Raw genomic sequence first — 24,983 nt, forward strand, 5'->3', positions numbered from 1 at the left:
GTCACGAGCGTGGAATGTGCGGGTGCACGGATTCCAGATGCACCACTTCCGGTTGCAGGCCACGGCGCCCACTTATGAGCTAGCGGTTTGAGCCCGCTTTCTTTGCTTACTTTCTTTGCGGCGGCAAAGAAAGTAAGTGCCGCCCCGCACAGGGGCAACGCTAATAGACCGCCGTGAAATCAAGGAAAGGCCAAAGGTCCCACCCAGAAACAGAACTCCAAACCACAAAAAGCAAAAAACAAAGCCACCGCCCGCAGGCGCGAAAAAAATACCGCGCCGCAGGCAGCAACCCTCTCAATCACTTCCGCAAAGAATCGAGATCGATCACAAATCGATACTTGACGTCGCTCTTCAACATCCGCTCATACGCCTCATTGATCTTCTGCATCGGAATGACTTCGACGTCCGAAGTGATTCCGTGCTCACCGCAGAAGTCCAGCATCTCCTGCGTCTCGGCAATCCCGCCGATCAGCGAACCGGCCAGGCGGCGGCGCTTGAGAATCAGGTTGAACACTTGCGGCGACGGATGGTCGTGCTCCGGCGCGCCTACCAGCGTCATCGTTCCATCGCGCTTGAGCAGGTTAAGGAACGGGTTCAGGTCGTGCGGCGCAGCCACCGTATTCACAATCAGGTCGAAGCTGTTCGCATGCGCTTCCATTTCTTGCGCGTTCTTCGAGATCACCACCTCGTGTGCGCCTAGCCGCTTCGCGTCCTCGATCTTCGACGGCGACGTCGTGAACAGCACGACATGCGCGCCCATCGCACGCGCCAGCTTCACGCCCATGTGACCCAGACCGCCGAGGCCGACAACGCCGACCTTCTTGCCGGGGCCGGCGCCCCATGTGCGCAGCGGCGAATACGTCGTGATGCCCGCGCACAGCAATGGCGCAACGCCGGCGGGGTCGAGATTTTGCGGCACACGCAACGTGAATTCTTCGTCGACGACGAGCTGAGTCGAATAACCGCCGTACGTAATCTGTCCGTCGACGCGGTCCACGCCGTTATAGGTACCGACAAAACCGTTCTCGCAGTACTGCTCGAGCCCTTCGGCGCAACTTGCGCAGGTGCGGCACGAGTCGACGAGGCATCCCACGCCTACGAGATCGCCTGTCTTGTACTTCGTGACGTCGGTTCCCACGGCGGTGACGCGGCCGACGATCTCGTGACCGGGCACCACGGGATACACCGTGTTCTTCCATTCGTTGCGGGCCTGATGCAGGTCGGAGTGACACACGCCGCAATACAGCACTTCCATCTGTACGTCGTGCGCGCGCAGTTCGCGGCGCTGGATTTCAAACGGGGCGAGCGGCGCGCTGGCGTCGGTCGCGGCATAGGCATATGTCGTGCTCATGGGTAGCTCCAGCAAAAGAGGGTGGATGTTGCAAGCCGCCCGCGATGGGCGATACATATCGCCGATGCGGCCAGGTCTTGCCAATGTTTCGATCAGAGCGTCGGACCACCGCGCGGATCGGAACGCCCGCATGGGTGGCGAGTTCGTGAACATGAACTGCCGACCAGACTGGTGGCGTAGCGCGGAAAGGATGATCCGGCAGGGTTCCCATAGTAGGAGCGCGAGGCCACTCAGTGAATACCTGAATGTCTTGAAGATTTGCCTAAAACTCCTGGAGCGGAGCGCACCAGGCAGTTTGGTGCTAAATTTCAAGCATTATTCTCTTGCACGTCACTATATCGTCATGTCGCAGCACTCGTCCGAACTGTCGTCACCCTCAGCCGAACTTCCAGTGGCTGACGCCGCGCAGCAGCGCCTGATCGAAGTATTCGACATGCTCGCGCCGAAGCCCGGCATGACGCGTTCGAGCCTTGAAGGTGTGAACCTGATGCGTGCCAACAGCCCGCTGCCGCGCATGCCGGTCATGTACGAGCCGAGCATTGTTATTGTGTGTCAGGGGCGCAAGCGCGGCTATCTCGGGGACCAGGTGTTCCAGTACGATGCGCAGCAGTACCTCGTGCTGTCCGTGCCGCTGCCGTTCGAATGCGAGACCGAGGCGAGCTTTGATCAGCCGTTCCTCGGCATCTCGATCCGGGTCGATCTGACCATGGTGGCCGAGTTGCTGATGGCGCTCAACGAAACGCAAGGCGCCGCGAAGAACGAACCGCTCGGCATTTACTCGACGCCGCTCGATCCCGCTTTGAGCAGCGCGGTGCAGCGTCTGCTGGATGCGCTGGCGTCGCCGCTCGACGCGCGCATTCTCGCGCCCAGCATCGTGCGCGAAATCTGCTATCGGGTGTTGACCGGCGAGCAGGGCGACGCGATTCGCGCGGCGCTCACGCACCAGAATCATTTTGGCCGCGTTGCAAAGGCGCTGCGTCGCATCCACGCCGATTATCACGGCGCGCTCGACGTCGATACGCTTGCTGCAGAAGCCGGTATGAGCCTCGCTGTTTTTCACGCGCAATTCAAGGCAGTGACAGCGACTTCGCCGATGCAATACGTGAAGACCACACGTTTGCATCACGCGCGCCTGTTGATGGTGCAGGACGGTTTGAATGCGGGCGCCGCAGCGGCGCGCGTAGGTTATGAAAGCGCCTCGCAATTTAGTCGCGAATTCAAGCGCCTGTTTGGCCTGAGTCCCGTCGACGAAGTGAAGCGCATGCGGGCAATCTACGACTCACCGCCGCCGCGAATCGTGCAGCCGGTCGCACGTTATGTCACGGCCGTGTAAGCGCGCTGCCTCACACCTTCTTCAGATACGCCGCCTTCAACATGAAGTTGCCGGCGTCCATTTTGCAGTCCACCTCGTGATCGCCGCCGGCGAGCCGAATGCTCTTTACTTTCGTGCCCATTTTCAGTGTGATGGAAGAGCCCTTTACTTTTAGATCCTTGATTAGCACTACCGCATCGCCGTCGGCGAGCACATTGCCGTTGGCGTCCTTGACCACGCGTTCGTCTGACTGGTCAGCGGATGTGACGGCGGCGATTGGCCACTCGTGCGCGCAGTCGGGGCAGACATAGTTCTCGCCGTCCGGGTAAGTGTTGTCCATTGCGCATTGGGGGCAGGCGGGAATTGTCGACATGGTTCTTTTTGGAAGGCGCGTGCGCCGAGGATCGGGATCGGTTGAGGGGGGCGAGTATAGCCGACGCCTGCGTCGCGCTATCCCGCTTTCAGACGCCGCTGGCGTCCACACTGGGCCGCAGTTCGTAGTGCGAGCGTTTTTCTTCGTACATCAGCAGATCCGCGCGCTGAACGCCGGCTTCAAGGCGGTCCCCGCGTTGGCAGGTCGCGGCTCCCATTGAAAAACTCAGCGGCGAGCCCGGATAAAACTGATTGTTCATTTCGACGAGTTGGCGAATTGCGTCGATCATCGCCGCGCCGCCGCGCTCGTCCGTGTTCGGCATCAGGATCGCGAACTCGTCCCCGCCGATACGGGCGGCCTGGAACGGCGACTCCATGGCTTTCGCCAGCACTTCGCCTGCGCGGCGCAGCAGCGCATCGCCGGCAGCGTGGCCGAGCTGGTCGTTCACGCGTTTCAGGCCGTTCAGATCGGCCATGATGATGGTGACGGGCCACGGACCTTTGCGCTCGAGCCGGTTCAGTTCGTCCACATAGAACGAACGATTGCGCAGCTTGGTGAGCACGTCGTGCTTGCCGAGAAATTCGAGGTACGCTTCGGCCTTCTTGCGTGCGGTGATATCGGTCAGCGCGACGAGCACGAGGTCCCAGTTCTTTTCGTGACCGGGCAGCACCGAGAATTGCAGATGCACGTGCACCTCGCTGCCGTCGAGCGAATAGTTGAGCACCTCGCGCTGCTGGAACAGTTTGCCTTCCCACAGGTCGAGTAACTGCTCGCGGAAATGCGGCCCCATGTCGTCGCGGAACACTTCCGGCAGGCGCGCGAGCAGCGTTTTTTTGTCCGGCGCGGCGAACATTTCGAGCGTGTGCCAGTTCACGTCGAGCACGTGAATCTCCTGCATGCAGCGCTCGACGAACTCCGGATGCACATCGGTAAACACGCGGAAATCGCTAATGCCGGCCGCCCGCGCCTGATCGAGCAGTTGCTTGACCGCGCTGAAATCTTCGACCCATAGCGATACCGGCGAATGCTCGAACAGGCCGCGCGCATATTCCTCGGCGAGCGTCACGCGCCGCCGCGCCGCCTCCAGTTCGGTGATGTCTTCCACCGACACCAGCACGCGGTCCCAGCGCTCCTCGTGACCCGGCAGCACGGAGCCCTTCAGCAGTACGTCGAGGCGCCGACCACCAAGCGTGTAGTTCACGGTCTGGCTCGTGAAGTGGGCTTGCCCGGCCCACAGCTGACACAGTTCTTCCAGGTGCGTCTTCAGCATATCGTCGCGGAACACCGTGGCGAGGTTGTCGTTGAGCGTGGCGAAATCGGCGGCTTCGAATTGCGTCAGCGTCTTCTGATTCACCTTGATGACGCGAATGCTGCGGGCGCATTCCGCAACCCGTTCGGGCACATTCGCGAAGTGCGCGCGCAGGTCGGTCACGCCTTCGGCGCGCCATGCGTCGAACAGATCGCGCACGCCGCTGAAGTCTTCGACCCATAGCGAGACGGGCGCGAGGTCGAACATCTTCGAATCGTCGTTGGCGGGCTTGGGGACGCCTGGCAGAGTATCCAGCATGAGGTTCTCTTAGCGAAAAGTCCTGCTATTTTACGGCCCCTTTGAAGCCGCCTAAAAAACAAACGGCTTTCATCCGCTTGCAGCAGGGCTTCGCGTCAGCACGCAATAATTGGTCTTGCTACACTCGATTCGACACGTTTCGTTTGCCAACCTGCACACACGCCACCGGGAAAAAGGACGGACATGAAGCCTTCTCTGCTGATTCTCATTCATCTCGACGACGCGAGCCGCGCTTCTATCGAGGCGGAATTCGATAGCGTCTACGCGCCCGATCCGGCGCAACATGCCGCTGTCATCGCCACTCACGGCGCAATGATCCGCGCGGTGCTGACGAACGGCACACGCGGGATCAGCGCGGCTGAGATCGATCGCATGCCGAAGCTGGAATTCGTCAGCGCACTCGGCGCGGGCTATGAAAACGTTGCCGTCGACCATGCGCGCTCGCGCGGCATCGTGCTCGTGAACGGAGCGGGCACCAACGATCACTGCGTCGCCGACCACGCGTTTGCGTTGCTCCTGTCGATCGTGCGCGATGTGCCGCGACTCGACGAGGCGACGCGTGAAGGCGTATGGCGCGATGCATTGCCGATGCGTCCGGACGTCTCCGGCAAGCGTCTCGGCATCGTGGGGCTCGGCAACATCGGCGAGAAGATCGCGCGGCGCGGCGCGGGCTTCGACATGGAGATCGGCTATCACAACCGCAAGCCGCGCGAAGGCACATCGTTATCGTATTTCGACGGCGTCGAAGCACTCGCGCGATGGTGCGACTTCCTCGTGATCGCGACGCCCGGCGGTGCGGGTACGCATCATCTGATCGGCGCCAGGGTTTTTGAGGCGCTGGGCCCGGATGGTTTCGTCGTCAACGTTTCTCGCGGCAGCGTGCTCGATACCGCTGCGCTCGCGCAAGCGCTCGTAGCAGGGACGATCGCAGGCGCGGCACTCGACGTCTACGAGGGCGAACCGCAGCCGCCTGCTGCCTTGCTGAAGCTGCGCAATGTCGTGCTGACACCGCACGTCGGCGGACGCTCGCCCGACGCGATAGCGGCAGCCGTGAACAATTTTCTGCGAAACGCTGCCCGGCATTTCGCCGGCGAGCCTGTGTTGACCCCGATCTGACCAGACGCCGCTGTCTTTCGTCTGTCCATTGCGACCGCTGTGAACGCTGCCGCCTACGCATTTGCCAGAGGTGCAATGGCGTGGCGGTAGACTCATAATGAGTATCCCGCGTCATGGTCGGCCTATTGGTGATATGAAACGCAGAGATGCGCTCGCTGCATGCTCGCTAGGCGCTCTGCTCGGCCCGGTCAGTCTGGCTCGCGCATCGGCGGGCAGACCTCGTGTGGTGTTCCTCAACCCGGGTGAGGCCGTGGAGCATGGCACCGGACAGCACTGGCAACTGGTGTCGGAATTCATGGGCATTGCGGCGCGGTCTTTCGACATGCGTCTCGACGTTGTGTACGCCGAGCGGGATCATCTGCTTATGTTGCGTCAGGCCGAGGAAGTCGCGCGCCGCGCCGATCCTCCCGATTACGTGGTGATCGTCAATGAAAAAATGGCCGCCCAGCAGATGCTTCAGTTGCTCGCTCGCTCGTCTTCGAAAGTTGTCGTCATTCATAACGACGTGACCGCTCGGCAACGTCGTGAAATCGGCGACGAGCGGCAAGCCATTCGGAACTGGATCGGAACGGTGACAGCCAACGCGGCGAGCGGCGGCTATCGCCTGATGAGCTACTTGTGCGGCCGGCTAGCCGGCGAACCGGCCAGGGTGATCGGCATCACCGGAGATCCCAACACGCCGGTTTCGCAGGAACGCGCCTCGGGTGTCGACGCGTTTCTGTCCCGTGCCGGCGGCTCGCGAATGTATCAACTGGTGTTCAGCGACTGGAGCTACGCGGATAGCGAGGAAAAGACGCGCGTGCTGCTTGCGCGCTACCGGGACACCAATCTTGTTTGGGCTGCTAATGATTCAATGACGCTAGGCGCGTTGAGTGCGGTGCGGTCGCGGGGCGCGCGGGTGCTCGTAGGCGGCATGGGCGCGCTGCCAGGCGCGCTGCGCAGCGTCGCCGAGGGCGGACTGGCCGCGATGGTGGGCGGCGACTACTTCATCGGCGCGTGGGCGATGGTGCTGCTATACGACTACCATCACGGCAAAGATTTTGCGGCATCGGGAGGCGCCCGCCAGACGCTGGACTTTCTGAGCGTGGTTCATCAGGGCAACGTCGAGCGCTTTAGCCAGGCGATCTTCGATCATGGCGACGAACTCGATTTCACGATGTTTTCGAAGGTGCGGCATCCCGAGCCCGGCCCCTACGATTTCAGTCTCGCGCGGCTTGTCGGTCCATTCGCCGGGAGCGGGTGATGCGTCCATTTTCGCTTCCGGGTCTGCGCTCGTTGAATCTGCATGCGAAGCTCATGCTTGCGCTCGCGATACTGGTCGCGGTGGTCGCGGGCACGTCGGCTTATCTGCTGATCGAGCGCCAGCGCGCGCAGAAATTTTCCGAACTCGAAGAACGTGCTGCGCGCATTTCCGATCTGTTCAGCCGTTCGCTCGCGTTGCCGCTATGGAACGTGGACCGCGGCGCGATCAGCGCCCAGCTTGCCGCGCTTTCGCCGAATCCGGAGGTCGTGCAGTTCACGGTCACCGCGGTAGGCTATGGCGTCGTGGCCGAGGCGAAGGGTGCACGCCGTGCCGACCCGTCCAGCGACGTGGTGCGGGTGCGGCCGATCGAATACCAGCCGCCCGGCAATGCGCCGCGCGAGAAGCTCGGCGAGGTGCGCGTTCAACTGTCGAGAGCACCGGCAATGCAGGCAATGCGCGATGCACGCAACGCAATTCTCGCGACGATAGCCGCCATGGTCGCCACGCTCTATGCGGCCACGCTGGTCCTGCTGAATGGCATGGTGCGCGGCCCCGTCAACCGGCTCGAAGAAATGGTGGACCGCATAGCAGGCGGCAATCTCGATGCGCGCTGCGCAGTGGAGTCCGACGACGAACTCGGCCGCCTCGCCGCGCGCGTCAATGCAATGGCGGACCGCCTGCGCGAATCGACGGCGCGCCTTTACGACAGCGAACAGAAGTACCGGAGCATTGTTGAAAACGCACTCGAAGGCATTTTCCGCCTGCACCGCAACGGCTGGCTGGAGGAAGCCAATCCGGCGATGGCGCGTCTGCTCGGCTACAGCAGCGCAAACGCGCTGGTCGCTGCGGGAACCGGCGAGCCGGGCAAGCGGCCGTTTTCGTCCGAGCTAGTGGAGGACCTCTTTGCGCGCCTGAAGCGGGACGGCGAAATAGCCGAACTCGATTTGCAGCTCACGCGACCTGACGGCACGGCTATCTGGGTACAACTGAGCGCGCGCGGCGTCGCGCACCCGCATGGCGATATCGTTCGGCTTGACGGTTTGCTTGCCGATGTCACGGCTCGCAAACATGCGCTGGACAATCTGCGCCGCCACCGCGACAGGCTTCAGGTGGAAGTCGCTGAGCGCAAACGCACCGAGCAGGAACTGCGGGCTTCGCGCGAGGAGCTTCGGCAATTGTCCTGGCACCTCGAAGTGATTCGTGAAGAGGAAAGAAAGCGTATCGCACTCGAAATTCACGACGAACTCGGCCAGCTTCTGACCGCGCTGAAGATCGACATTTCATTGCTGCAGATGAAACTGGCGGGCAATCCGGACGCGCTGCGCAAGACCGAAGCAATGCGCGAACTCGTCGAGAAAACCATGTGGATGGTGCGCAATGTGGCCAATCATCTGCGGCCTGCAGCGTTGAATTTCGGCATTGTGTCCGCGCTCGAATGGCTCGCCGAGGACTTCCACGGACGCCACCACATTCGCTGCTCGTTCGTGACATATGGCGACGAACCCGCACTCGAGGATTCGTGCGCGACGGCCATTTTCCGCATTGCGCAGGAGTCGCTCACCAATGTGGCGCGCCACTCACGCGCGTCGCGCGTGGTATTGACGCTGCGTTCGGACGAAGCGTCAATCGACCTGGAGATTCGCGACGATGGTTGCGGTTTCGATCTGAATGCGGTGTCGGCCGGGCACCGCGGTTCGTACGGATTGCTCGGCATGGCCGAGCGCGCCCGGCTGATCGGCGGAGCGCTCTCGATTGCGAGCAGCGCCGGTTCGGGTACTGTCGTCGCGGTGCGCATTCCTCTATCGGACGATGTGCGGGCAACTTTCGTGTCGTGAGGTGGTGTGACCTCCCGGCTACTTGTGCGTGATGCGCCTTACCGTACTGGTAACCAGGTCGACGTAGAAGAGGTCTCCGTCTTGACCTGCTTTCAAATCCACCGGTCCTCCTTGCAGACCCTTCGCAAAATTCTGTGGCGTGTTGTCGGGAGGCCGCATTGTCCAGATGCATTTGCGCAATAGATCACCGAAGTACAGCGCGCTCTTGAACTGAACGGGGTAGGTCGTGCTCGTGTCGTCAGTGAACCCAATGGCTGATAGCACGCTGCCGTTCTGGTCCGGCCCTCCGCCGGACGGTTTGCCGCCGCAGGCCCTGCCTTTTCGATCGTCGAGCGTGACGTAACCCAGGTGAGCGTAAGCAAAGAACGGCGCAGTGACACCCCCAACGCTCCCACAGTAGGCAGTGCTCTGGTAGTCGGGTTGCGGAGCCGCAGCGGCGTTATTACTAGGGTTCCATCCTTCGTAGCACGGCCATCCGAAGTTCTGGCCTTCGACGCTCACATGATCGATGGACTCCCAGGCGTTCCAGCCGACATTGCCGATATACAGTTCACCCGTGCCGGGCGCGCGCGCAAAGCGGAAAGGATTGCGCAGGCCGTTTGCAACCGTGGCAATGCTTTGGGTGGTCGTGCCTGGATTCACTATCCGCAAAATAACGCCATCGCTGTAAGGCGAGACACCCTGACTGCGGAACGCCCCCTGTGGCAGATTCGTTCCATCGCCGCAAGCGTTATCCAACTGACCGTAGTCGACCTGATTGAAGCTTGCGCCGTCGCCAGCGCTAACGTAGAGCGTTTTGTTATCCGATCCGAAAACCAGGCCACCGATACTGTGGGACGTGTAGAAGAAGCACCAGGTCTGGTTGCCTGACCCTGCGGCGGGCAGGATCTTCGTTTCGCCCGTCCCTGTCAAAAGGGAAAGCTGGCCATGGGTAAGGACGTTTCCGCTGCACGCCCCAGTAGCAGGCGGCGTGGTGTAAAGCACGTAGACTTTGCCGTCGTTCTGGGGATCTACTGCAAGCCCGAGCAGTCCCCGGTCGGAATCATTGCAGACTTTGCCGCTCAGGTCGGCAAACAGCAAACAGGTGGGAGAAGACAAATCGCAATTCCAAACCCTGCCGCCTTTTTCGGCAACGAAAACCCTCGTTTTATTCTTGTTGAAACTTATCGCTGTCGGCTGGTTAAGACAGCCGCTGTATAAAATCTGCTCGGTGAAACCCTTTGGGAGGGTCGGTTGCGGCCTCGTGATGGAAGTGGGTTGGCACGTAACCGACTGCGTAACAACCGCAGCATTGGAGACAGCGGCGTTCGGGGAAACTGCCTCCGCCGCACCGGGCGGAAACAGTAGAGTCAGCAACAGTACCAGCGCGGCGATTGCGCCGCTTTGGCTCAACCAGATTTTGCTATAGCGCGACATTTTGACCTCCCGCACGGATCGGACCGCGAGGCAGCGCCACCCACCGCGTGAGTCGTTTGCTTTCGACGCCGCAGATGTTAAATAGTGGTCTGTGCAACGGTGGGCGGCGGACAAAACACTGTCAGCGTTTGCCACGCGAGCCGGCCGAGCGGGACGCTGAAGCGCGACTCCACGCTGCGGGACCGGCACTTGTGCCGGATGCGCCGCGACGCCCGGCGCAACGGCTAATCGATGTGCTTTATTTGATGGCGTCGTGGTCGGGTTTGTCGGATTACGCCGCCGCTGCTGCTGCGAGCGACTCTTTTCGGCAATTTAGCGCGTCGAGGTCGGCCAGCGTTCGTAAACCAGGAATCCTAACCCATCGGAGATGACCTGCATGAATGAGCAGCCGGTGAAGACGGTCGCGACCGGGAGTCTGCGGATCGCTTTCCTCGACTATGGTCCCGGCGACGGTTGGCCCGTCATCCTGTCGCACGGTTTTCCCTACGACGTTCATGCCTTCGATGACGTGGCGCCGATCCTCGCCCACGCTGGAGCGAGAATCATTGTTCCCTATACGCGCGGGTTCGGTCCTACCCGCTTCGCTGCCGACGCGATCATGCGAAGCGGGCAACAAGCCGCGCGCGGTCGCGATATCGTCCAGCTTTCGGACGCTCTCGGCCTTGAGCGCCCGATCCTCGCCGGTTTCGACTGGGGCGGCAACGCGTCGTGCGTCGTCGCGGCGTTGTGGCCGGAGCGGATAGGTGGCCTTGTCTCGTATGCGGGCTACGACATCATCGATGTCAGCGCCCAACGACGTCCATCCGCGCCTTCGCTCGAGCACGTTTGCTGGTATCAGCATCTGTTTCAGACCGAGCGCGGGCGCGCATGCCTCGCCGAACACCGCCGCGACCTGTGCCGGATGCTGTGGGAAGAGTGGTCGCCGGGCTGGCGGTTCGACCAGGTGGTGTTCGACCGTACGGCGGCGTCCTTCGACAATCCTCACTTCGTCGATGTCGTGATCCATTGTTACCGCCACAGCTTCGGCCTCGCAGCCGGCGACCCAGCGTTGGACTCTCTCGAACAGCGCCTCGCGCAAAAGCCCGCCATCGCGGTGCCCGCAGTGACGCTCGACGGCACTAGAGACCCGCTGAAACCCGGTGGGACGTCAGATCACAGCCGCATGTTCATCGCCGCGCACGAACACCGCGTGATCGATGCGGGACATAACCTGCCGCAGGAGCAGCCCTCGGCTTTCGCCGACGCGATCCTCAAAGTACGCGAGTGGCTATAAGAGCGGCGTGCCGCGCTGTCCGATGACCTGGACAGGCGGGTGAGCAACTCGCCGTCGTTCCCGTTACGCCGAGCGACGAACGATCGCCACACTCACCCGCAAGCCCCCACTTCGCCGCACGCCGTGCAGAAGTCGCATCCGTCCTTGCGAATCACGGCGTTCGCGCCGCACGACCCGCATTTGCGTCCCAGCATTGTATGCAGTCCTGGTAGCAGGCCGGGTTGCGTCGATTGCAATGTGCTGGTTTCGGCTTCGCCCGGATGCGGGCGGATGCCGAAGTCCGCGGGCAACGCGGTTTCCGCTTTCATCTGTCCGCGCGGCAAACGCGCGAGCAGGCGCGATGGAACCTGATTGCCCTCGGCATCGAGGAATCCACGGCGGTGCAGGATCTGCTGGATTGCAAAGGCGAGGGCGGCGACTTCCGAATCGTGCCAGCGCGGCGTGCGGTGACCGTCCAGACGCTGCACTTCGCCAAGACGCACTTGCCCGCGATCCCACGACACCTTGCGCATGTCCTGCAGATTGCGTGCGACGAACCCGCCGCGCGCGGCGAGCGACAGCGAACGCATGGTCGCCGTGATCCACTGCTGCGACTCGTCGCGCTGACCGGTCGGGATAAAGAACTCGATGGGCCGCTCGATGGTCACGTCTTCTCCGCCGAGACGCCCTGTCACCTCGATAAACGACACCGCGACGTATAGCGATTTCTTGCCGGCTTGCGTCAGATACTCGACCTTCTCGATGATCGCCGGCAGCTCGCCTTTCGGCCGATGGTCGATCGCGATACGCAGCGGATCGAGATCGGTTTCGGCCAGCGTGTCGTCGGCTTGGGGCGGACTCACGCTGAGCACCGCGCCGAGAGTTTCGTTCGGCCGATACGTGGCGAGACCCTTGAGGCCGTTTTTCCATGCATCGAAATACAGGCTCTCGAAGGCTCCGAACGGATAGTCGGCGGGCACGTTCACCGTCTTCGAGATCGACGTGTCCACGTAAGGCTGCACGGCCGCCATCATGTCCAGATGATCGCGCGCGGACATTTCGAGTGCGCTGACAAAATAGTCGGGCAGCCGGCTCACGTCGCCGCCCAGCTCGCGATAAAGCCGGTAGGCGTAGTCTTCGACATCGAACGATTCGCGGCCGCCGTCCGCCATCACCTTCATGCGCGTGTAGGTCCACGAGAATGCAGGCTCGATGCCGTTGGACGCGTTGTCCGCGAATGCGAGGCTTACGGTGCCGGTCGGCGCGATCGACAGAAGATGGCTATTGCGAATACCGTGGCGGCGAATCGCCTCTTTGATGTCGTCGGGCAAGCGCGATGCGAACGTGCCCGCTTCGAGGTAGCGCGCGGCATCGAAGAGCGCAAATGCGCCGCGCTCCTTCGCGAGTTCCACCGAAGCGCGATACGCCTCGTCGCGCATCAGCCGCGCAATACTCACGGCGAAGTCGCGGCCTTCCTGCGAGTCGTAGCGCAAGCCAAGCATCACGAGCGTATCGCCGAGGCCGGTAAAGCCCACTCCGATGCGGCGTTTCGCGCGCGATTCTTCGTATTGCTGCGGCAGCGGCCACAGCGTGACGTCGAGCACGTCGTCGAGAAAACGCACCTGCGTGCGCGTGCGCCTCGCGAGACCGTCCCAGTCGAATGACGGCTTGCCGCCTTTCATTTGCGCGAACGGATCGATCACGAAACGCGTGAGATTCAGCGGGCCGAGGTTGCAGCAGCCATAAGCGGGCAGCGGTTGTTCGCCGCAAGGGTTGGTCGCCCGAATCGTTTCGACGGCGCGCAGGTTGTTGTCGTCGTTCATCCGCGAGATGAAGACGATGCCCGGTTCTGCGACGTCGTAAGTGGAGCGCATGATGCGGTCCCAGATCTCGCGCGCGGGCCGCTCGCTGTAGACCCACATACCGTCGTTCCGCTGCCTGACGTCGCCTGCTGCGCGCAGCGCCGGCGATGGCTCGGCGCGATGCACGAGCTGCCAGGGCTGATCTTCTTCGACCGCCCGCATGAATTCGTCGGTCACGCCGACGGAAACGTTGAAGTTGTTCCAGCGTCCCTTCGAGTGCTTCGCCTCGATGAATTCGAGCAGGTCCGGATGATCGCAGTCGAGCACGGCCATCTGTGCGCCGCGCCGCGAGCCCGCGCTTTCCACCGTGCGGCAGGACGCGTCGAACACATCCATATAACTGCACGGCCCGGACGCCGACGAACTCGTGGTGTGAACGCGCGCGCCCTTGGGCCGGATCGCCGAAAAGTTGTAGCCGACGCCGCCGCCGCGCCGCATCGTCTCCGCGGCTTGCAGCAGCGCGACGTAGATGCCGGGCAGCCCTTGTTCGTCGACGCCTTGAATCGCGTCGCCGACCGGCTGCACGAAGCAGTTGATCAGCGTGGCCGCGATGCCGGTGCCCGCCGCGCTCATGATGCGGCCGGCGCCGAGCGCGCCATGTCGCAGGTTATCGACGAAAAGCGCTTCTACCGATTCGCGCAGTTCCGGCGGTTCGGCCTCGGCGACGCCGCGGGCGACGCGCCTGAAGACGTCGTCGGCGGATTGCTCGTCGCCTTTCGCGTACTTTTCGAGCAGGACGTCGGTGGAAAATTGCTGCGGAGCGACTAGAGGAGTGGGAGGCGCGCTCGCCGCGCCGGTGTCCTGCCGGGTCGACGGATGCGGCGTGTCTTCTGCCATGGTATGCCCTCGAGCAGCGCCGTGGCGCGCACGGCGCGATAGGTGAATATGCACGTCACGTTACCGCCGCGCGGTGGGCAGGCGGGTGACGTGACGCAAGCAGGTCCACCTTAACGCACGTGGCGAAGGGCCGCAATCGGGGGAGGGTTGTGCGCGGCGCGGTCGGAGAACCTCATGGCCGCGCCGGCATGCAGACAGGGATACAGCAGAAAAATCAGGCTTCGGCAGGTAGCGCGCCGACGATCTCGGCGCAGATCATGGCGGAAGCATTCGCCGGCGCCGGGCGCTCGGCCGGCTTGAATACCGCGTCGCCGCGTCGAATCTTGCGACGCGTCACTGCGCACGTTCCCGAAGTGTGCGCGGATCTGCGCCGCCAGCGCTGCTCGCCGTAATGACATCGCCCCGGCTCGACCCAGCGGATCACCAGCGTCGTGTCGGAGCGCTCGAGAATTTCGATGCGTACGCCGTTGGTACCGTCAAGGGGGATGGACTCCAGGGTCATCATCGTCGGCTCCGTATTTGTGGGTGTGCCGAATGTAGACCTGCGCGCGCCGCAGAGCCATTGTGTCCCCGTTGAAACACTGTTCCCCAATTAGCAACAATCAGACTTGACTTTCGAAGGGGCTCGAATCGGCGGGGCTTGGCGCCCCGCTTGCTATCCCGAAATAAGATAGGAGCGTTTTTTGCAACGCAGTGTTGTAATCGCTGAGACACCAGAACCGCGGTCAGAGGCGTTCGCGCGCTTCCTTTAAGATGTCATTGCGATGGTTCGAGCGCGTCCCGCAAGTCTAACGTGTTTGGCTTTGGCGAGTCGGCTCGCGCGCATCCCGGTTTCAACATTGGCATTAATAGAAGAGCTCACATGAATTCACGTCCACCCGTCCCCCCGCCAGACTCGACGCATTCCACGGAGTTGCCGGCAACGCCTGGGCGCGTCAAGAAGCAGAGGGCGGCTTCGCTGGTGCTTTACATTGGGCTCGTGCTGCTGGCGTTGTGGGTCGTGCGCGACTTCATCCCGGTGGTCGCCTGGGCAGGCGTGCTGGCGATTGCCTTGTGGCCGCTGCTGCGCAAGGTCGAAGGCAACCGCTGGCTCACCGGCCGCACCACCTTGATCGCAGCCGTGCTGACCCTTGCGATAGCGTTGCTCGTGGTGCTGCCGGTCGGCATCGGCATTGCGCAGGCCTTGCGCGAAGCGCGTGACCTCAGCGAGTGGTTCAAGACCGCGCAGGAGAACGGCATTGCAATGCCGGATTTCCTTCACCGTTTGCCGTTCGGTGCCCAGCAGGTCGCGGCTTGGTGGCAGACCTATCTCGCGCCGCCGTTGCGCGATTCCGCAGCGATGAAGGGCTTGCACAGCACCACGGTCGTCACGCTCGGGCGGCACTTCGGCGCGCGCGCCGTGCATGCGGTCACCGTCTTCGCATTCATGCTGGTGACGTTGTTCGTGATCTTCCAGGCAGGGCCGCGTCTGTCGGGCGCATTGAGCCGGGGCCTGCGGCGCGGTTTCGGTGAAGACGGCGCGCAGCTCGTTCAGCGCATGGCCACGGCGGTACGCGGCACCGTGTCCGGACTCGTGGTAGTCGGACTCGGCGAAGGCGCGTTGCTCGGCGTCGCCTATTTCGTGACCGGCTTGCCGCATGTGGCGCTGCTTGCGCTGATCACCGCGATTGCTGCGATGTTGCCGTTCTGCGCGCCGATCACTTTCAGCCTCGCCGCGTTGTGGCTGTTCTCACAAGGATCGGTGGCGGGCGCAATCGGTCTGCTGGTGTTCGGTGCGATCGTGGTGTTCGTCGCCGAGCATTTCGTGCGGCCCGTGCTGATCGGCAATTCGACGCGCCTGCCGTTTCTGCTCGTGCTCTTTGGCATCCTCGGCGGCGCCGAGACGTTCGGCCTGCTCGGCCTCTTTATCGGCCCCGCGTTGATGACCGTGCTGATGGTGCTGTGGACCGATCTCGTGCAGTAGTTGCATGCACATCAATGCAATGCCCGGTCCCGCTCTGCGCGGCGCCCGCATCTGCGCGGCGCCCGCCTCAGGGCCGCTGATTCGACGGATGTTCCTGCACCGGCGATCTCGCGCAGCCGAGTGTGTATTTCAATGCGCCCGGTAGAAGGGCGCTCCATACGTCCCACGTGTGGCCGCCGTCGATAATGCGCAGCGCTGCCGGATTACCGGCTAACCGAAGGTGCGTGTAAAGCAAAGACGCGTCGGCCTGAATGGCGAGATCGTCGTCGCCGGCGGCGATAAAGACGGGCACGCGATAAGGCCGGCTCATATAGCGCTCCCACTGCGCCGGGTAGTTCAGCTCGTGCCAGATGCGCGGATCGAATTGCCGCTCCCCGAACACGCCGACACGTCGCGCGGCCGAACCGCGCGGCGGCTCGTTTGCATAGATGGCAGGGCTCAGCAGCAGCGCGCCGCAAAACCGTTCCGGCTGCGTCATCACGTAGCGCAACGCGCCGAAGCCGCCCATCGAGACGCCGCCGATCATCCGCCCGGCGCGCTGGGTCGACACGGCGTAGTGCGTTTCGATCTCTGGGAGGAGATCGTCGAAGAAAGCGGTCTCCATCTTTTCCTTGCGATCGACGTACCAGTCGGTGCCGCCTTGCGGCATCACGACCGCGACCGGCGGGATATCGCGGTGTTCGATCAGCGCGTCGACCGTGCTTTGCAGATGGCCTTGGGTGATCCAGTCATTCGCGTCGCCATTGTTGCCGTGCAGGAGATAGATGACCGGAATGCGCGCGGCGTCCGGACGGTAGCCGGTCGGCAGATAAAGCGTGTAGGACCAGTCGCGTCCGAGCGCGGACGAATGGAAGCTTCGATTCGTTACCGTGCTTGCAAAAGACGAAGCGCCGCAAGCGGCGCAAAGAACAGCCAGCACGGAGTGTAGGAATGGACGCATGTCAGGGTAGGAAGCAGCCGCGCCAGTTGACGCGCGGCCGTCATGCTATCAGCATCCGGTGGCTCTTTGTCCAAAGAGCTTTATGGCGACCCCTTGTTCCGGATACCGGGCACGCAGCGGGGTAAAAGCTTTCAAGGCGGCGTGTCGAGGTGCCGCCATGCGCATTGCCTTCGGCGCTTTATGGCGACGTGCGAAGCCGCGTGGTGAAAAGACGCGTCACGAGGCGCTTGAGCGGCTCGGTCCCGCACGCGACGGCGAACAAGGCCGTGACCGCGCACGCGTCGGCGAGCAGACCGAGCGGATAGTTCAGATAGCCGTCGGTTGCCGCATACAGCACCGAGTCCACCACGAGCGAGATCACTGCGCCGGCGATGAAGCAAAGCAGGCCCTTGCGTCCAATGACACCGATCAACGGCAGCGACTCAGCGAGTTTTTTAGCCCAGCCAAGCTCGATCAGGTTGGCGACAAGCCATGCGATGGCGAGGAAGTTGACCGCTCGCAAGTACGACAGATTCTGCTTGAAGCTCGCATCGAGCGGCTCGCGTTCAATAAAGAGCTTGTAGTAAGCGGCGAGCGCCACTACCGAGCACGCCGCGAAAGTGACGAGCCAGCCCAAGCGATGCTCGCTCACTCGCTGATAGACGGGCTGGCAGCGCGCGAGCGCGCCGAGCACGAACAGCAACTGCCAGGCGAACGGGTTGAAGTCCCAATGCATGTCGGGCGCGGCCGGCAGATACGCATTGATGGCCGGCGCGCCGGCCCACAGCGCGACGCTGCCGGCAAGCAGAAGCCAAGGCTTGCTGCGCGCAAGCGGCAGGATCATCGGCACGAGCAGCGCGAAGAAAGCGTACATGGGCAACACCGACGCAAGGTAAGGCTGGCGGCGGAACAACAGGATGTCACGCATGGCGGCGACGGGCGTGTCCATCAGGTCGTCGAGGTCGGTGATCGCGAGGTTCGGCGCCTCGATGCTGAATGCGTTCAGGACCGCGCTCACGAGCAGCATCAGGCCCGCGGTCACGAGAAACGCCCGATAGATTTCCAGCGAGCGCCGCAGGAAGCGGTTGCGCGCGATGGTTTCGCTACGCCGCTCGGCGAGCGCCGCGTAGGCCGTCGCGGTAGCAAAGCCGCCGAGGAAGACGAAGACTTCCGCGGCGTCGCACAGCGCATACGCGTGCAGCGTGACGCGCGACAGAATGCTTCCGCCGATGTGGTCCACCACGATGATCAGCAGAACGAGTCCGCGAAAAAAGTCGAGCTCGACTAAACGGGATTGCGACGGTTTCATTGTTTTTATGCCAAAAGCAGCCGCGTGCGACGGCGCGCTCTTTCAGCGCGTCGGGCGTCTCACATGGCTTTGGAATAGTGGATGAGTGCTGCGGCGGCCGCGCAATCGCGTTGCCGCTGTCGACCGGCACGAAGGCACGGTTGCACGATGCAGTAAAAATGACCCGGGCAGAGCGGCGGAGTTCCGCTTCGGTGCCGCGAAAGTCAGCGATTATATTTCTTTCTGTGACAAGTCTGCTTGGAGTCACACAAATGGGAAGCCCGCCCACATGGGTTGTCGGCGGAATAGGCGGTTAAAGACAGTGGAGATTTCGCAACGTTTTGACATATCCAAGCGACACCCAATGGACGGACGGCTTACGGCGTGTGAGGATTTCCCGTAAGCGCGTCAGGCATCTAGAAGCGCGTTGTCGTAGGGTCAAGAAGAAGGCGTCGGATCGAGTTAGGCCCATTACTCGAGTGCAGGGGGATCGTCATGAACAAGCAAGTGTTCGCGCTCGCTGTTTCCACCGCTGTGTCCGCCGCTTTCAGCGCACCAGCTTCGGCGCAGACGAGCGTCACGCTGTATGGCGTGCTCGACGAAGGCATCAACTACACGAACAACGCCGGCCGTGGCCATGCCTACGAGTTGGCGAGCGGCTATGCGCAAGGCAGCCGATGGGGGCTAAAGGGCGCGGAGGAACTTGGCGGCGGCCTCAAGGCGATTTTTCAGCTCGAGAATGGTTTCGACCTGAGTTCAGGGCGATTCAATCAGGGTGGCCGTATGTTCGGGCGGCAGGCTTTCGTCGGCCTGAGCGCGGACCGCTTTGGCACGTTGACGTTCGGGCGCCAATACGATTCGGTAGTCGATTATCTGGCGCAGACCACGGCCAATGGCAATTGGGCCGGCTCGCTCTTCTCGCACCCCTACGATAACGACAACACGGATAACTCGTTTCGCCTCAACAACACCGTCAAATACACGAGCCCGTCGCTTAGCGGTTTTCAATTCGGCGGCACATACAGCTTCAGTAACGATACCAACTTCGGCAATAACCGCGCTTATAGCGTCGGCGGACAGTACGCCTATGGAGGGCTGCTCGTGAGCGCCGCCTATTTACAGGCCAATAATCCCGGCAATGGCGTGAATGGTGCAATTACCGCCAATGACGCCAGCTTTATCGCAACCCGTATGCGCGTATTCGGTGGTGGCATTACGTATAACTTCGGTCCGGCTACGGCGGGTTTTGTGTACAGCAACTCGAATTATCTGAATCCGACCGGTAATGGTTATCTCGGCGTTACGCCGCTCGTGCCGCCCGGCGTATTGCTGAATTCGTTGAAATATCAGAACTTCGAGTTGAACGGAAAATACCAGTTTTCACCGGTGCTGTTCGTCGGGGCGCAGTACGTCTATACGATGGAAAACTACGATGCGTCGAGCGGCGGCGTCAAACCGAAAATCCATTCGTTTGGTTTGATGGCCGATTACAACCTGTCCAAACGCACCGATGTCTACATTCAAGGCGAGTACCAGCACGTGACTGGCGACTCCACTTACTCGATACTCGATGATGCGTTTATAACCGGCGCACAAGCGCCGTCGTCTACATCGAAACAGGTCGTGGTGCGCGCCGCGATACGGCATAAATTTTAAACTTGAGTCTGTACGCCGCCGCCGATAACGACAATACAAAAGAAAAACGCGCCCGGTGAGCAGTTCACCGGGCGCGTCGTTTTTTGCCGGTCATTCGCACCGGCTGCTTCATTCGATACTCAGTTCATCAGGACGTTTTGCACCAGAATGCCGGCCATCACGCCTGCGGGAATGCCGAAGGTTCGGCCGCGGAGAGTCGCACTCAGATCTTCGTCGAGAATGAAGCTGCTGCGGCGCTTGCTCCATACCGTCTTGTACAGAACCGGCCTGGTGTCGGCGATAAGGAGCGAGATGACCGCCGTCGCAATGACCTGTGCGAATGCATGCAGTCTGGCCATGAGCGGGGAAAATTCAGCCCCGACGCAGAACAGCACCATGATGGCGGTAGCGATCACGGCGCCAAAGAAGAAACCGCTCATGAAGCGGTTGGCTGATGTAAGAGAATCCACTTGAGCCTCGACTTCTTCATCGTCCGGGTGAGGGTTGATGAAGCAAAATATTCGGAAGGGAAGGTATTTCAGTTGAGTAACTGGGAGCTTTTTCGGTGCGCGGCAGTCAGCATCAAAAGAGGCCTAAGAATATTTTTTTTATGCTCTTCAACCTATCGTCCGTTTCCTAATCACGCTTCGGAGAAATCCTAAAGCGCGAGGGCGGATACGGGCTCCGCCCCGGCTCAGTCAACCGCGGGACATTGACCTGACTTCTTCAATGGAGATTTCATGAGCAATCGTGCGACGCAAATTCTTCCTCACCATCGTTATGTTCATTCGCTGGGCGCGCCGCTCGCCTGCGTGCAAGGCACAATCAGCAAAGTATTCGCGAGTCCGGACAACCACCACGGCGCGAATCATCAGCATATGGTCATCAAGATCGACAAAGTGTTGAAGTTCGAAGGCGGCACGCAAAACCTGGTGGGCACAGAAGTGTTCGTGGCGGTTCGCTTCGGCGACAACGAGGGACTGTCCGAAGAGATTCCCGGACTACAAGCCGGTCAACCGATCGAGGTGCAAGGCGAATACATTCCCGAGGCGAGCGCCTATCCGACCGACGACAATTCCGACCCCGTCCTGCCAGTCCTGCATTTCACTCACCATCCCGTCGGCTACGTGCGCTATGCGGGGCAGTACTACAGCTGATGCTTGCCGGCTCGACCGGCGCGCGTGGCCCATCGCCTTTTCGAACCGGCCATTCAAGTTATGACGGCGGCGTGCCGTTAAGCAGATGGCGTCGATCGCGTTGCCCGCCCGTTGCGCGCGCAACGACGCATGCAAGGCCGTGCGTAACGTTTGTATCAGACTGTGTGACGCGCCGGGTTTTCTGTTGAAGCCACTTTACAATTCTGCTGGGAATTTAGTCCGGTCTGGCCCGTCCTCGGAGGGAGTGGCTGCTTTGAGCGCCCGAATCCGCCGTCGCGCGAGCGACGAATCGACGAGCGGGCCGGTCGAATGCAAGGCAAGAACAGCAAGGGTGCGGGGCGCGCAACGCGCGCTCGCCAGGTCGCAACACGAAAGGCTGCGCGTTGTTCAATCGCGCGCATCGCATGCGGCAAGGCATCTGCGACCTGCCAACAAGATACGTCAGGATTCGAACATGATCGGAAAGCGTTTCGACAGAGCAATAATGGTCAGCATTGCCGGCGCGTGGCTGGCGCTTGCGATGACCGGTTGCGCGAACCTCGGGCAGCAGGGTGCGCAGGGCGACGGAGCATCGGCAACAGGCGCCGCAAACGTGGCAGGCACGGCGGGACTGTCTGCATCGGCGAATACGCCGGCGCCGGCCGCCAATGAAGCCTCACCACTCAGGAAAGCGCCGCCGCTGGTGTATCGGGTCAAGCGCGGAGACACGCTGGCGCGCATCGCGCAGCGTCATCATTGCAGTGTCGGGCAGTTGCAGGCGTGGAACGGCCTCAAGGCATCGTCGCGGTTGAAGAGGGGCCAGGTGTTGCGTGTTGCATCGCCGGAAACGGTGCAGGCGGTCAACGCGGCAGCGGCTGCCGCAAAAGCCGCCGCTGCTACGTCGAGCGCCTCTGTCGCGCAGACTTCCGCGGCCGATACTGCGGCAGCCGGAGCGTCGTCAGCCGCGCAAGCTTCGGCCGGCCCGAGTGCCGCCGAAGCGCGCGAAGTCGCGCAACAGACCATGCGTCACGCGAACGGTGTCGCGCTCGCGTGGCCGGCGGGCGGCCGGGTGGTCGAAGGGTTTCAGCCGGGCGAAACGCGCGGCATAGAGATCGGCGGCAAGGCAGGCGATCCGGTTCGTGCTGCGGCCGACGGCAAGGTCATGTACGCCGGTACGGGGCTGAACAGCTACGGCAGTCTCATCATCGTTCAGCACAACAAAGACTTTCTCACCGCCTACTCGCATAACCGCAAGCTGCTGGTCAAGACGGGAGACATCGTTCGTCAAGGGCAGCAGATCGCCGAGATGGGCGATCAGAACAACTCACGCGTCTCGGTCGGCTTCGAATTGCGCCGCGACGGCAAGCCCATTGATCCAATGCCGTACCTGCCGCAAGGACGCGGCTAGGCGCATCTCGTCGGGCGGCTTCAGTCGAGCTGCCCGAGCCACCCGAGCGCCGCCGCGACGATTGCTTCCGGCGCATCTTCCTGCACCAGATGGCCTGCGCGCGGCACGGCCTGAAAGCGCGCCTGCGGAATCAGCGCGGCCAGACGGCGGCCGCGCTCCAGCTCAATCCACCGATCCTCTTCGCCCCACAGAATCTGCGTCGGGCAGCGCAGTTGCGCATAGCGGGGTTCGACTTCGTCTGTGTAACGCTGATCCATTTGCGCGATCTGCCGGTAGAACGCAGCTTGCCCTGTTGCGCCGAGCCATGGTGTCACGTACGGCGCAAGCTCGTGATCTGTGATGTCGCGCGCGATCGCGCCGCGCACATACGCGTTGACCACGGCCTCGTGAATGTAGGGCGGCAGCCCTGCGAAGGCGTCGCCGTGGCGGCGCACGTGCTGGACGAACGGCGAGCCCCACGGCGCGAGCGCGACCGGATCGATCAGCATGAGGCTGCGGTAGTCGCAACCGTTGATCAGATGCGCACGCAACGACGTGGCTCCGCCGAAGTCATGCGCGATCACATCCGGGCTCTTCAATTGCCAGTGCGCGAGCAATTCGGCGAGCAACGCATTCTGGACACCGAGAGACACGTCCTGGCCGTCGCACATGGCGGACTGCCCGTAACCCAGCAAATCGTAATAATGGACCGTGCGATGTTGCGCGAGATGTGGCGCGATGCGATGCCACACATAGGATGAAAACGGTGTGCCATGTACCAGCACGAGTGGCGGGCCGGTTCCTGTCACGTTGAAGCGCACGCTTTGATCGCGGAACGTATAGGTTTGGGGCAGTGGCCAGTCGTTCATGGCAGTGAGCGGTTGTGACGAAGTCTGCTTACGTTAGCAGGGCTCGCGGCAGCATGCATCACGGTTTTGCGTGGTTTTACGGCAGGCGCCGCGATGCACCGCCAGACGCTGCTCGGCTTGACCGCCCACGTCCCGCAAAAGCTCACCGTAAAATTGTTCAGCAAACCCAGGCAATTTGGTCGATAGGTCTTTCATCGCGCTTGCACGGCACCTCCGTCCACCAGTCACGCATGCATCATCTTTACGAATCGCGCATGAATGCCCTTGAATCAGGGCGATTTTGCGCCGTCATGGTTAGCAAAGCCTGGTAATCGCTGATTGGCAAAGCTCCGCCGCGAAGGAGCAACTACGCTGGATTGACGCAGACTATTCACATGCAACCGCTTGCGAACGGTGAGGAAATCCGGGAGACGCGGCCTGTCAGTGACTACTTCGACTACTTCGCTTGCGCGCCGCGCAAGAGTTGCGATACCTGGCCATGCAAATGGAGTATCGCCGGATCGGCCTGCAACAGCGGCAGATAACGCGGCAGGAAAATGTTGTTCGGCTGGTCGGGGGAGAAGAGGCCGGTAACGGCTTCGGCAGCGGCGATCCGGTCCGTGGCGTCGGCTTCCTTGTCGTCGAGAATTTCGTCGACGTTCGCGATGATCGTCGAGAGCGGCGTGAGCCAGCGGAAGCCTGTACCGTTGATCAGCACTTGCAGAAACGCCGCAGGCGTGACCGGGCCGAATTCTTTCTCGTACGACGCGCGCTCATGATCGAGTATCGCCTTATGCAGCGCCAGCAAAGGTCTGCGGATCTCCGAGAGGAATTGGGTGCATTGCTGGTCGTTCATGATGCGGCTCCTTCGGATGGTCAGTGCAGGTCTCGCCCATGCTAACAAAAATGCGGCGCCTGGGGCCGCTCCGGTGCCATTGCACAGCGATGGCGGGGTCCAGGCGAAGTTCTTAATGCACGGCTACAATTCGCCGAACCCTCACAGTCAGTAGCGCGATGCCTCGCGTGCAGTTACGCGACGACGCGTTTGCAACGGCGCATATTGGCATTGCGCATTAGTCATTGCGCATTAGTCATTGCTGTCGAATAAACGCGGCGAGTCATTGCGTTTTGAACGCCGGTCATGACTAAACAGCCTGGCAAAAGATAACCCCACAAGGAGTCGCTCATGACAACATTCAATATCAACGGCGAGACACATACCGTGGACGCGCCGCCCGACATGCCTCTGTTGTGGGTCCTTCGCGATCTCGTCGGCTTGACCGGCACGAAGTTCGGCTGCGGTATCGCTCAATGCGGCGCCTGCACCGTTCATCTCGACGGCGTCGCAGTGCGCTCGTGCGTATTGCCGGCGGCGGCTGTCGGCGACAAGAAGATCACTACGATTGAAGCAGTCGGCAACACACCCGCGGGCCAGAAGGTGCAGCAGGCGTGGCGCCAACTGGACGTGGTGCAATGCGGCTACTGCCAGTCGGGCCAGGTCATGTCGGCGGCGTCGCTGATTGCAAGCAACCCCAATCCTACCGATGCTGACATCGACGCAGCCATGGCCGGCAACATCTGCCGCTGCGGCACGTACAACCGCATCCGCGTTGCAATCAAGCATGCGGCGAAGGGAGTCTGAT

General features: G+C 61.8%; 21 protein-coding genes. 10 read left to right on the forward strand and 11 right to left on the reverse strand.

The window, feature by feature from the left end; all coding sequences use genetic code 11:
- Positions 1-298: 298 nt before the first annotated feature.
- Positions 299-1,351, reverse strand: a complete 1,053-nt coding sequence (locus tag H281_RS0127670; protein ID WP_020070394.1) for an NAD(P)-dependent alcohol dehydrogenase — start codon at positions 1,349-1,351, stop codon at positions 299-301.
- Between the two features lie 343 nt (positions 1,352-1,694).
- Here H281_RS0127670 and H281_RS0127675 point away from each other — a divergent pair, with 343 nt between their 5' ends.
- The gene (locus H281_RS0127675; protein ID WP_027805004.1) at positions 1,695-2,684 is read left to right on the forward strand and encodes an AraC family transcriptional regulator; all 990 of its coding nucleotides are present in this window, start codon (positions 1,695-1,697) and stop codon (positions 2,682-2,684) included.
- 10 nt (positions 2,685-2,694) lie between these two features.
- Here H281_RS0127675 and H281_RS0127680 read toward each other — a convergent pair whose 3' ends face one another.
- Together H281_RS0127680 and H281_RS0127685 are read right to left on the reverse strand one after the other, a co-directional pair.
- Positions 2,695-3,036: a zinc ribbon domain-containing protein YjdM gene (locus tag H281_RS0127680; RefSeq protein WP_027805005.1), complete on the reverse strand. Its 342-nt coding sequence runs from the start codon at positions 3,034-3,036 to the stop codon at positions 2,695-2,697.
- A gap of 88 nt (positions 3,037-3,124) precedes the next feature.
- Positions 3,125-4,603 carry a sensor domain-containing diguanylate cyclase gene (locus tag H281_RS0127685; protein ID WP_020070397.1) on the reverse strand — a complete coding sequence of 493 codons (1,479 nt, stop codon included), beginning with the start codon at positions 4,601-4,603 and terminating at the stop codon, positions 3,125-3,127.
- A gap of 183 nt (positions 4,604-4,786) precedes the next feature.
- Between H281_RS0127685 and H281_RS0127690 the strand changes: the two genes are divergently transcribed.
- The 3 genes from H281_RS0127690 (at position 4,787) to H281_RS0127700 (ending at position 8,797) form a co-directional block, all read left to right on the forward strand.
- Entirely contained in the window at positions 4,787-5,719 is a 933-nt protein-coding gene (locus H281_RS0127690; RefSeq protein WP_020070398.1) for a 2-hydroxyacid dehydrogenase, read from the forward strand.
- A gap of 133 nt (positions 5,720-5,852) precedes the next feature.
- On the forward strand, positions 5,853-6,962 hold the full coding sequence (locus H281_RS0127695) for an ABC transporter substrate-binding protein (RefSeq protein ID WP_020070399.1): 1,110 nt from the start codon (positions 5,853-5,855) through the stop codon (positions 6,960-6,962).
- Positions 6,962-8,797: a sensor histidine kinase gene (locus H281_RS0127700; protein ID WP_020070400.1), complete on the forward strand. Its 1,836-nt coding sequence runs from the start codon at positions 6,962-6,964 to the stop codon at positions 8,795-8,797. Before H281_RS0127695 ends, H281_RS0127700 begins: the two co-directional genes overlap by 1 nt.
- A gap of 18 nt (positions 8,798-8,815) precedes the next feature.
- On the opposite strand, the gene H281_RS0127705 is transcribed toward H281_RS0127700, so the two are convergent.
- Positions 8,816-10,213: a PQQ-dependent sugar dehydrogenase gene (locus H281_RS0127705; RefSeq protein WP_020070401.1), complete on the reverse strand. Its 1,398-nt coding sequence runs from the start codon at positions 10,211-10,213 to the stop codon at positions 8,816-8,818.
- A 376-nt stretch (positions 10,214-10,589) separates the two neighbouring features.
- Here H281_RS0127705 and H281_RS0127710 point away from each other — a divergent pair, with 376 nt between their 5' ends.
- Positions 10,590-11,486 carry an alpha/beta fold hydrolase gene (locus tag H281_RS0127710; RefSeq protein WP_020070402.1) on the forward strand — a complete coding sequence of 299 codons (897 nt, stop codon included), beginning with the start codon at positions 10,590-10,592 and terminating at the stop codon, positions 11,484-11,486.
- A 92-nt stretch (positions 11,487-11,578) separates the two neighbouring features.
- On the opposite strand, the gene H281_RS0127715 is transcribed toward H281_RS0127710, so the two are convergent.
- Both H281_RS0127715 and H281_RS0127720 read right to left on the reverse strand, forming a co-directional pair.
- Positions 11,579-14,164, reverse strand: coding sequence for an adenosylcobalamin-dependent ribonucleoside-diphosphate reductase (locus H281_RS0127715; RefSeq protein WP_020070403.1), 2,586 nt, complete (start codon positions 14,162-14,164; stop codon positions 11,579-11,581).
- 214 nt (positions 14,165-14,378) lie between these two features.
- The gene (locus tag H281_RS0127720) at positions 14,379-14,666 is read right to left on the reverse strand and encodes a DUF3331 domain-containing protein (RefSeq protein ID WP_027779345.1); all 288 of its coding nucleotides are present in this window, start codon (positions 14,664-14,666) and stop codon (positions 14,379-14,381) included.
- 360 nt (positions 14,667-15,026) lie between these two features.
- Here H281_RS0127720 and H281_RS0127725 point away from each other — a divergent pair, with 360 nt between their 5' ends.
- On the forward strand, positions 15,027-16,127 hold the full coding sequence (locus tag H281_RS0127725; RefSeq protein WP_027805006.1) for an AI-2E family transporter: 1,101 nt from the start codon (positions 15,027-15,029) through the stop codon (positions 16,125-16,127).
- A 67-nt stretch (positions 16,128-16,194) separates the two neighbouring features.
- On the opposite strand, the gene H281_RS0127730 is transcribed toward H281_RS0127725, so the two are convergent.
- Positions 16,195-17,067 (reverse strand): alpha/beta hydrolase, encoded by an 873-nt coding sequence (locus H281_RS0127730; protein ID WP_020070406.1) that lies wholly within the window; start codon positions 17,065-17,067, stop codon positions 16,195-16,197.
- 178 nt (positions 17,068-17,245) lie between these two features.
- Entirely contained in the window at positions 17,246-18,355 is a 1,110-nt protein-coding gene (locus tag H281_RS0127735) for an OpgC domain-containing protein (protein WP_020070407.1), read from the reverse strand.
- A 474-nt stretch (positions 18,356-18,829) separates the two neighbouring features.
- Here H281_RS0127735 and H281_RS0127740 point away from each other — a divergent pair, with 474 nt between their 5' ends.
- Positions 18,830-19,990 (forward strand): porin, encoded by a 1,161-nt coding sequence (locus H281_RS0127740; protein ID WP_020070408.1) that lies wholly within the window; start codon positions 18,830-18,832, stop codon positions 19,988-19,990.
- Positions 19,991-20,109: 119 nt separating this feature from the next.
- Here H281_RS0127740 and H281_RS0127745 read toward each other — a convergent pair whose 3' ends face one another.
- A complete protein-coding gene (locus tag H281_RS0127745) occupies positions 20,110-20,439 on the reverse strand; it encodes a hypothetical protein (RefSeq protein WP_027805007.1) in 330 nt (109 codons plus the stop codon).
- A 270-nt stretch (positions 20,440-20,709) separates the two neighbouring features.
- Between H281_RS0127745 and H281_RS0127750 the strand changes: the two genes are divergently transcribed.
- Positions 20,710-21,126, forward strand: coding sequence for a hypothetical protein (locus tag H281_RS0127750; protein WP_020070410.1), 417 nt, complete (start codon positions 20,710-20,712; stop codon positions 21,124-21,126).
- Between the two features lie 454 nt (positions 21,127-21,580).
- Positions 21,581-22,513, forward strand: coding sequence for a peptidoglycan DD-metalloendopeptidase family protein (locus H281_RS0127755; RefSeq protein ID WP_027805008.1), 933 nt, complete (start codon positions 21,581-21,583; stop codon positions 22,511-22,513).
- A 20-nt stretch (positions 22,514-22,533) separates the two neighbouring features.
- On the opposite strand, the gene H281_RS0127760 is transcribed toward H281_RS0127755, so the two are convergent.
- Together H281_RS0127760 and H281_RS0127765 are read right to left on the reverse strand one after the other, a co-directional pair.
- A complete protein-coding gene (locus tag H281_RS0127760) occupies positions 22,534-23,361 on the reverse strand; it encodes an alpha/beta fold hydrolase (RefSeq protein WP_020070412.1) in 828 nt (275 codons plus the stop codon).
- A gap of 436 nt (positions 23,362-23,797) precedes the next feature.
- Positions 23,798-24,196, reverse strand: coding sequence for a hypothetical protein (locus tag H281_RS0127765; RefSeq protein WP_020070413.1), 399 nt, complete (start codon positions 24,194-24,196; stop codon positions 23,798-23,800).
- 330 nt (positions 24,197-24,526) lie between these two features.
- Here H281_RS0127765 and H281_RS0127770 point away from each other — a divergent pair, with 330 nt between their 5' ends.
- Positions 24,527-24,982 carry a (2Fe-2S)-binding protein gene (locus H281_RS0127770; RefSeq protein ID WP_020070414.1) on the forward strand — a complete coding sequence of 152 codons (456 nt, stop codon included), beginning with the start codon at positions 24,527-24,529 and terminating at the stop codon, positions 24,980-24,982.
- Position 24,983 lies beyond the last annotated feature (1 nt).

This window comes from Paraburkholderia caledonica, from assembly GCF_000383275.1.
GTDB lineage: Bacteria > Pseudomonadota > Gammaproteobacteria > Burkholderiales > Burkholderiaceae > Paraburkholderia > Paraburkholderia caledonica.

Coding starts and splice junctions, on each gene's coding strand:
- H281_RS0127670 (WP_020070394.1), bottom strand. CDS start 1,351: ATGAGCACGACATATGCCTATGCCGCGACCGACGCCAGCGCGCCGCTC.
- H281_RS0127675 (WP_027805004.1), top strand. CDS start 1,695: ATGTCGCAGCACTCGTCCGAACTGTCGTCACCCTCAGCCGAACTTCCA.
- H281_RS0127680 (WP_027805005.1), bottom strand. CDS start 3,036: ATGTCGACAATTCCCGCCTGCCCCCAATGCGCAATGGACAACACTTAC.
- H281_RS0127685 (WP_020070397.1), bottom strand. CDS start 4,603: ATGCTGGATACTCTGCCAGGCGTCCCCAAGCCCGCCAACGACGATTCG.
- H281_RS0127690 (WP_020070398.1), top strand. CDS start 4,787: ATGAAGCCTTCTCTGCTGATTCTCATTCATCTCGACGACGCGAGCCGC.
- H281_RS0127695 (WP_020070399.1), top strand. CDS start 5,853: ATGAAACGCAGAGATGCGCTCGCTGCATGCTCGCTAGGCGCTCTGCTC.
- H281_RS0127700 (WP_020070400.1), top strand. CDS start 6,962: ATGCGTCCATTTTCGCTTCCGGGTCTGCGCTCGTTGAATCTGCATGCG.
- H281_RS0127705 (WP_020070401.1), bottom strand. CDS start 10,213: ATGTCGCGCTATAGCAAAATCTGGTTGAGCCAAAGCGGCGCAATCGCC.
- H281_RS0127710 (WP_020070402.1), top strand. CDS start 10,590: ATGAATGAGCAGCCGGTGAAGACGGTCGCGACCGGGAGTCTGCGGATC.
- H281_RS0127715 (WP_020070403.1), bottom strand. CDS start 14,164: ATGGCAGAAGACACGCCGCATCCGTCGACCCGGCAGGACACCGGCGCG.
- H281_RS0127720 (WP_027779345.1), bottom strand. CDS start 14,666: ATGACCCTGGAGTCCATCCCCCTTGACGGTACCAACGGCGTACGCATC.
- H281_RS0127725 (WP_027805006.1), top strand. CDS start 15,027: ATGAATTCACGTCCACCCGTCCCCCCGCCAGACTCGACGCATTCCACG.
- H281_RS0127730 (WP_020070406.1), bottom strand. CDS start 17,067: ATGCGTCCATTCCTACACTCCGTGCTGGCTGTTCTTTGCGCCGCTTGC.
- H281_RS0127735 (WP_020070407.1), bottom strand. CDS start 18,355: ATGAAACCGTCGCAATCCCGTTTAGTCGAGCTCGACTTTTTTCGCGGA.
- H281_RS0127740 (WP_020070408.1), top strand. CDS start 18,830: ATGAACAAGCAAGTGTTCGCGCTCGCTGTTTCCACCGCTGTGTCCGCC.
- H281_RS0127750 (WP_020070410.1), top strand. CDS start 20,710: ATGAGCAATCGTGCGACGCAAATTCTTCCTCACCATCGTTATGTTCAT.
- H281_RS0127755 (WP_027805008.1), top strand. CDS start 21,581: ATGATCGGAAAGCGTTTCGACAGAGCAATAATGGTCAGCATTGCCGGC.
- H281_RS0127760 (WP_020070412.1), bottom strand. CDS start 23,361: ATGAACGACTGGCCACTGCCCCAAACCTATACGTTCCGCGATCAAAGC.
- H281_RS0127765 (WP_020070413.1), bottom strand. CDS start 24,196: ATGAACGACCAGCAATGCACCCAATTCCTCTCGGAGATCCGCAGACCT.
- H281_RS0127770 (WP_020070414.1), top strand. CDS start 24,527: ATGACAACATTCAATATCAACGGCGAGACACATACCGTGGACGCGCCG.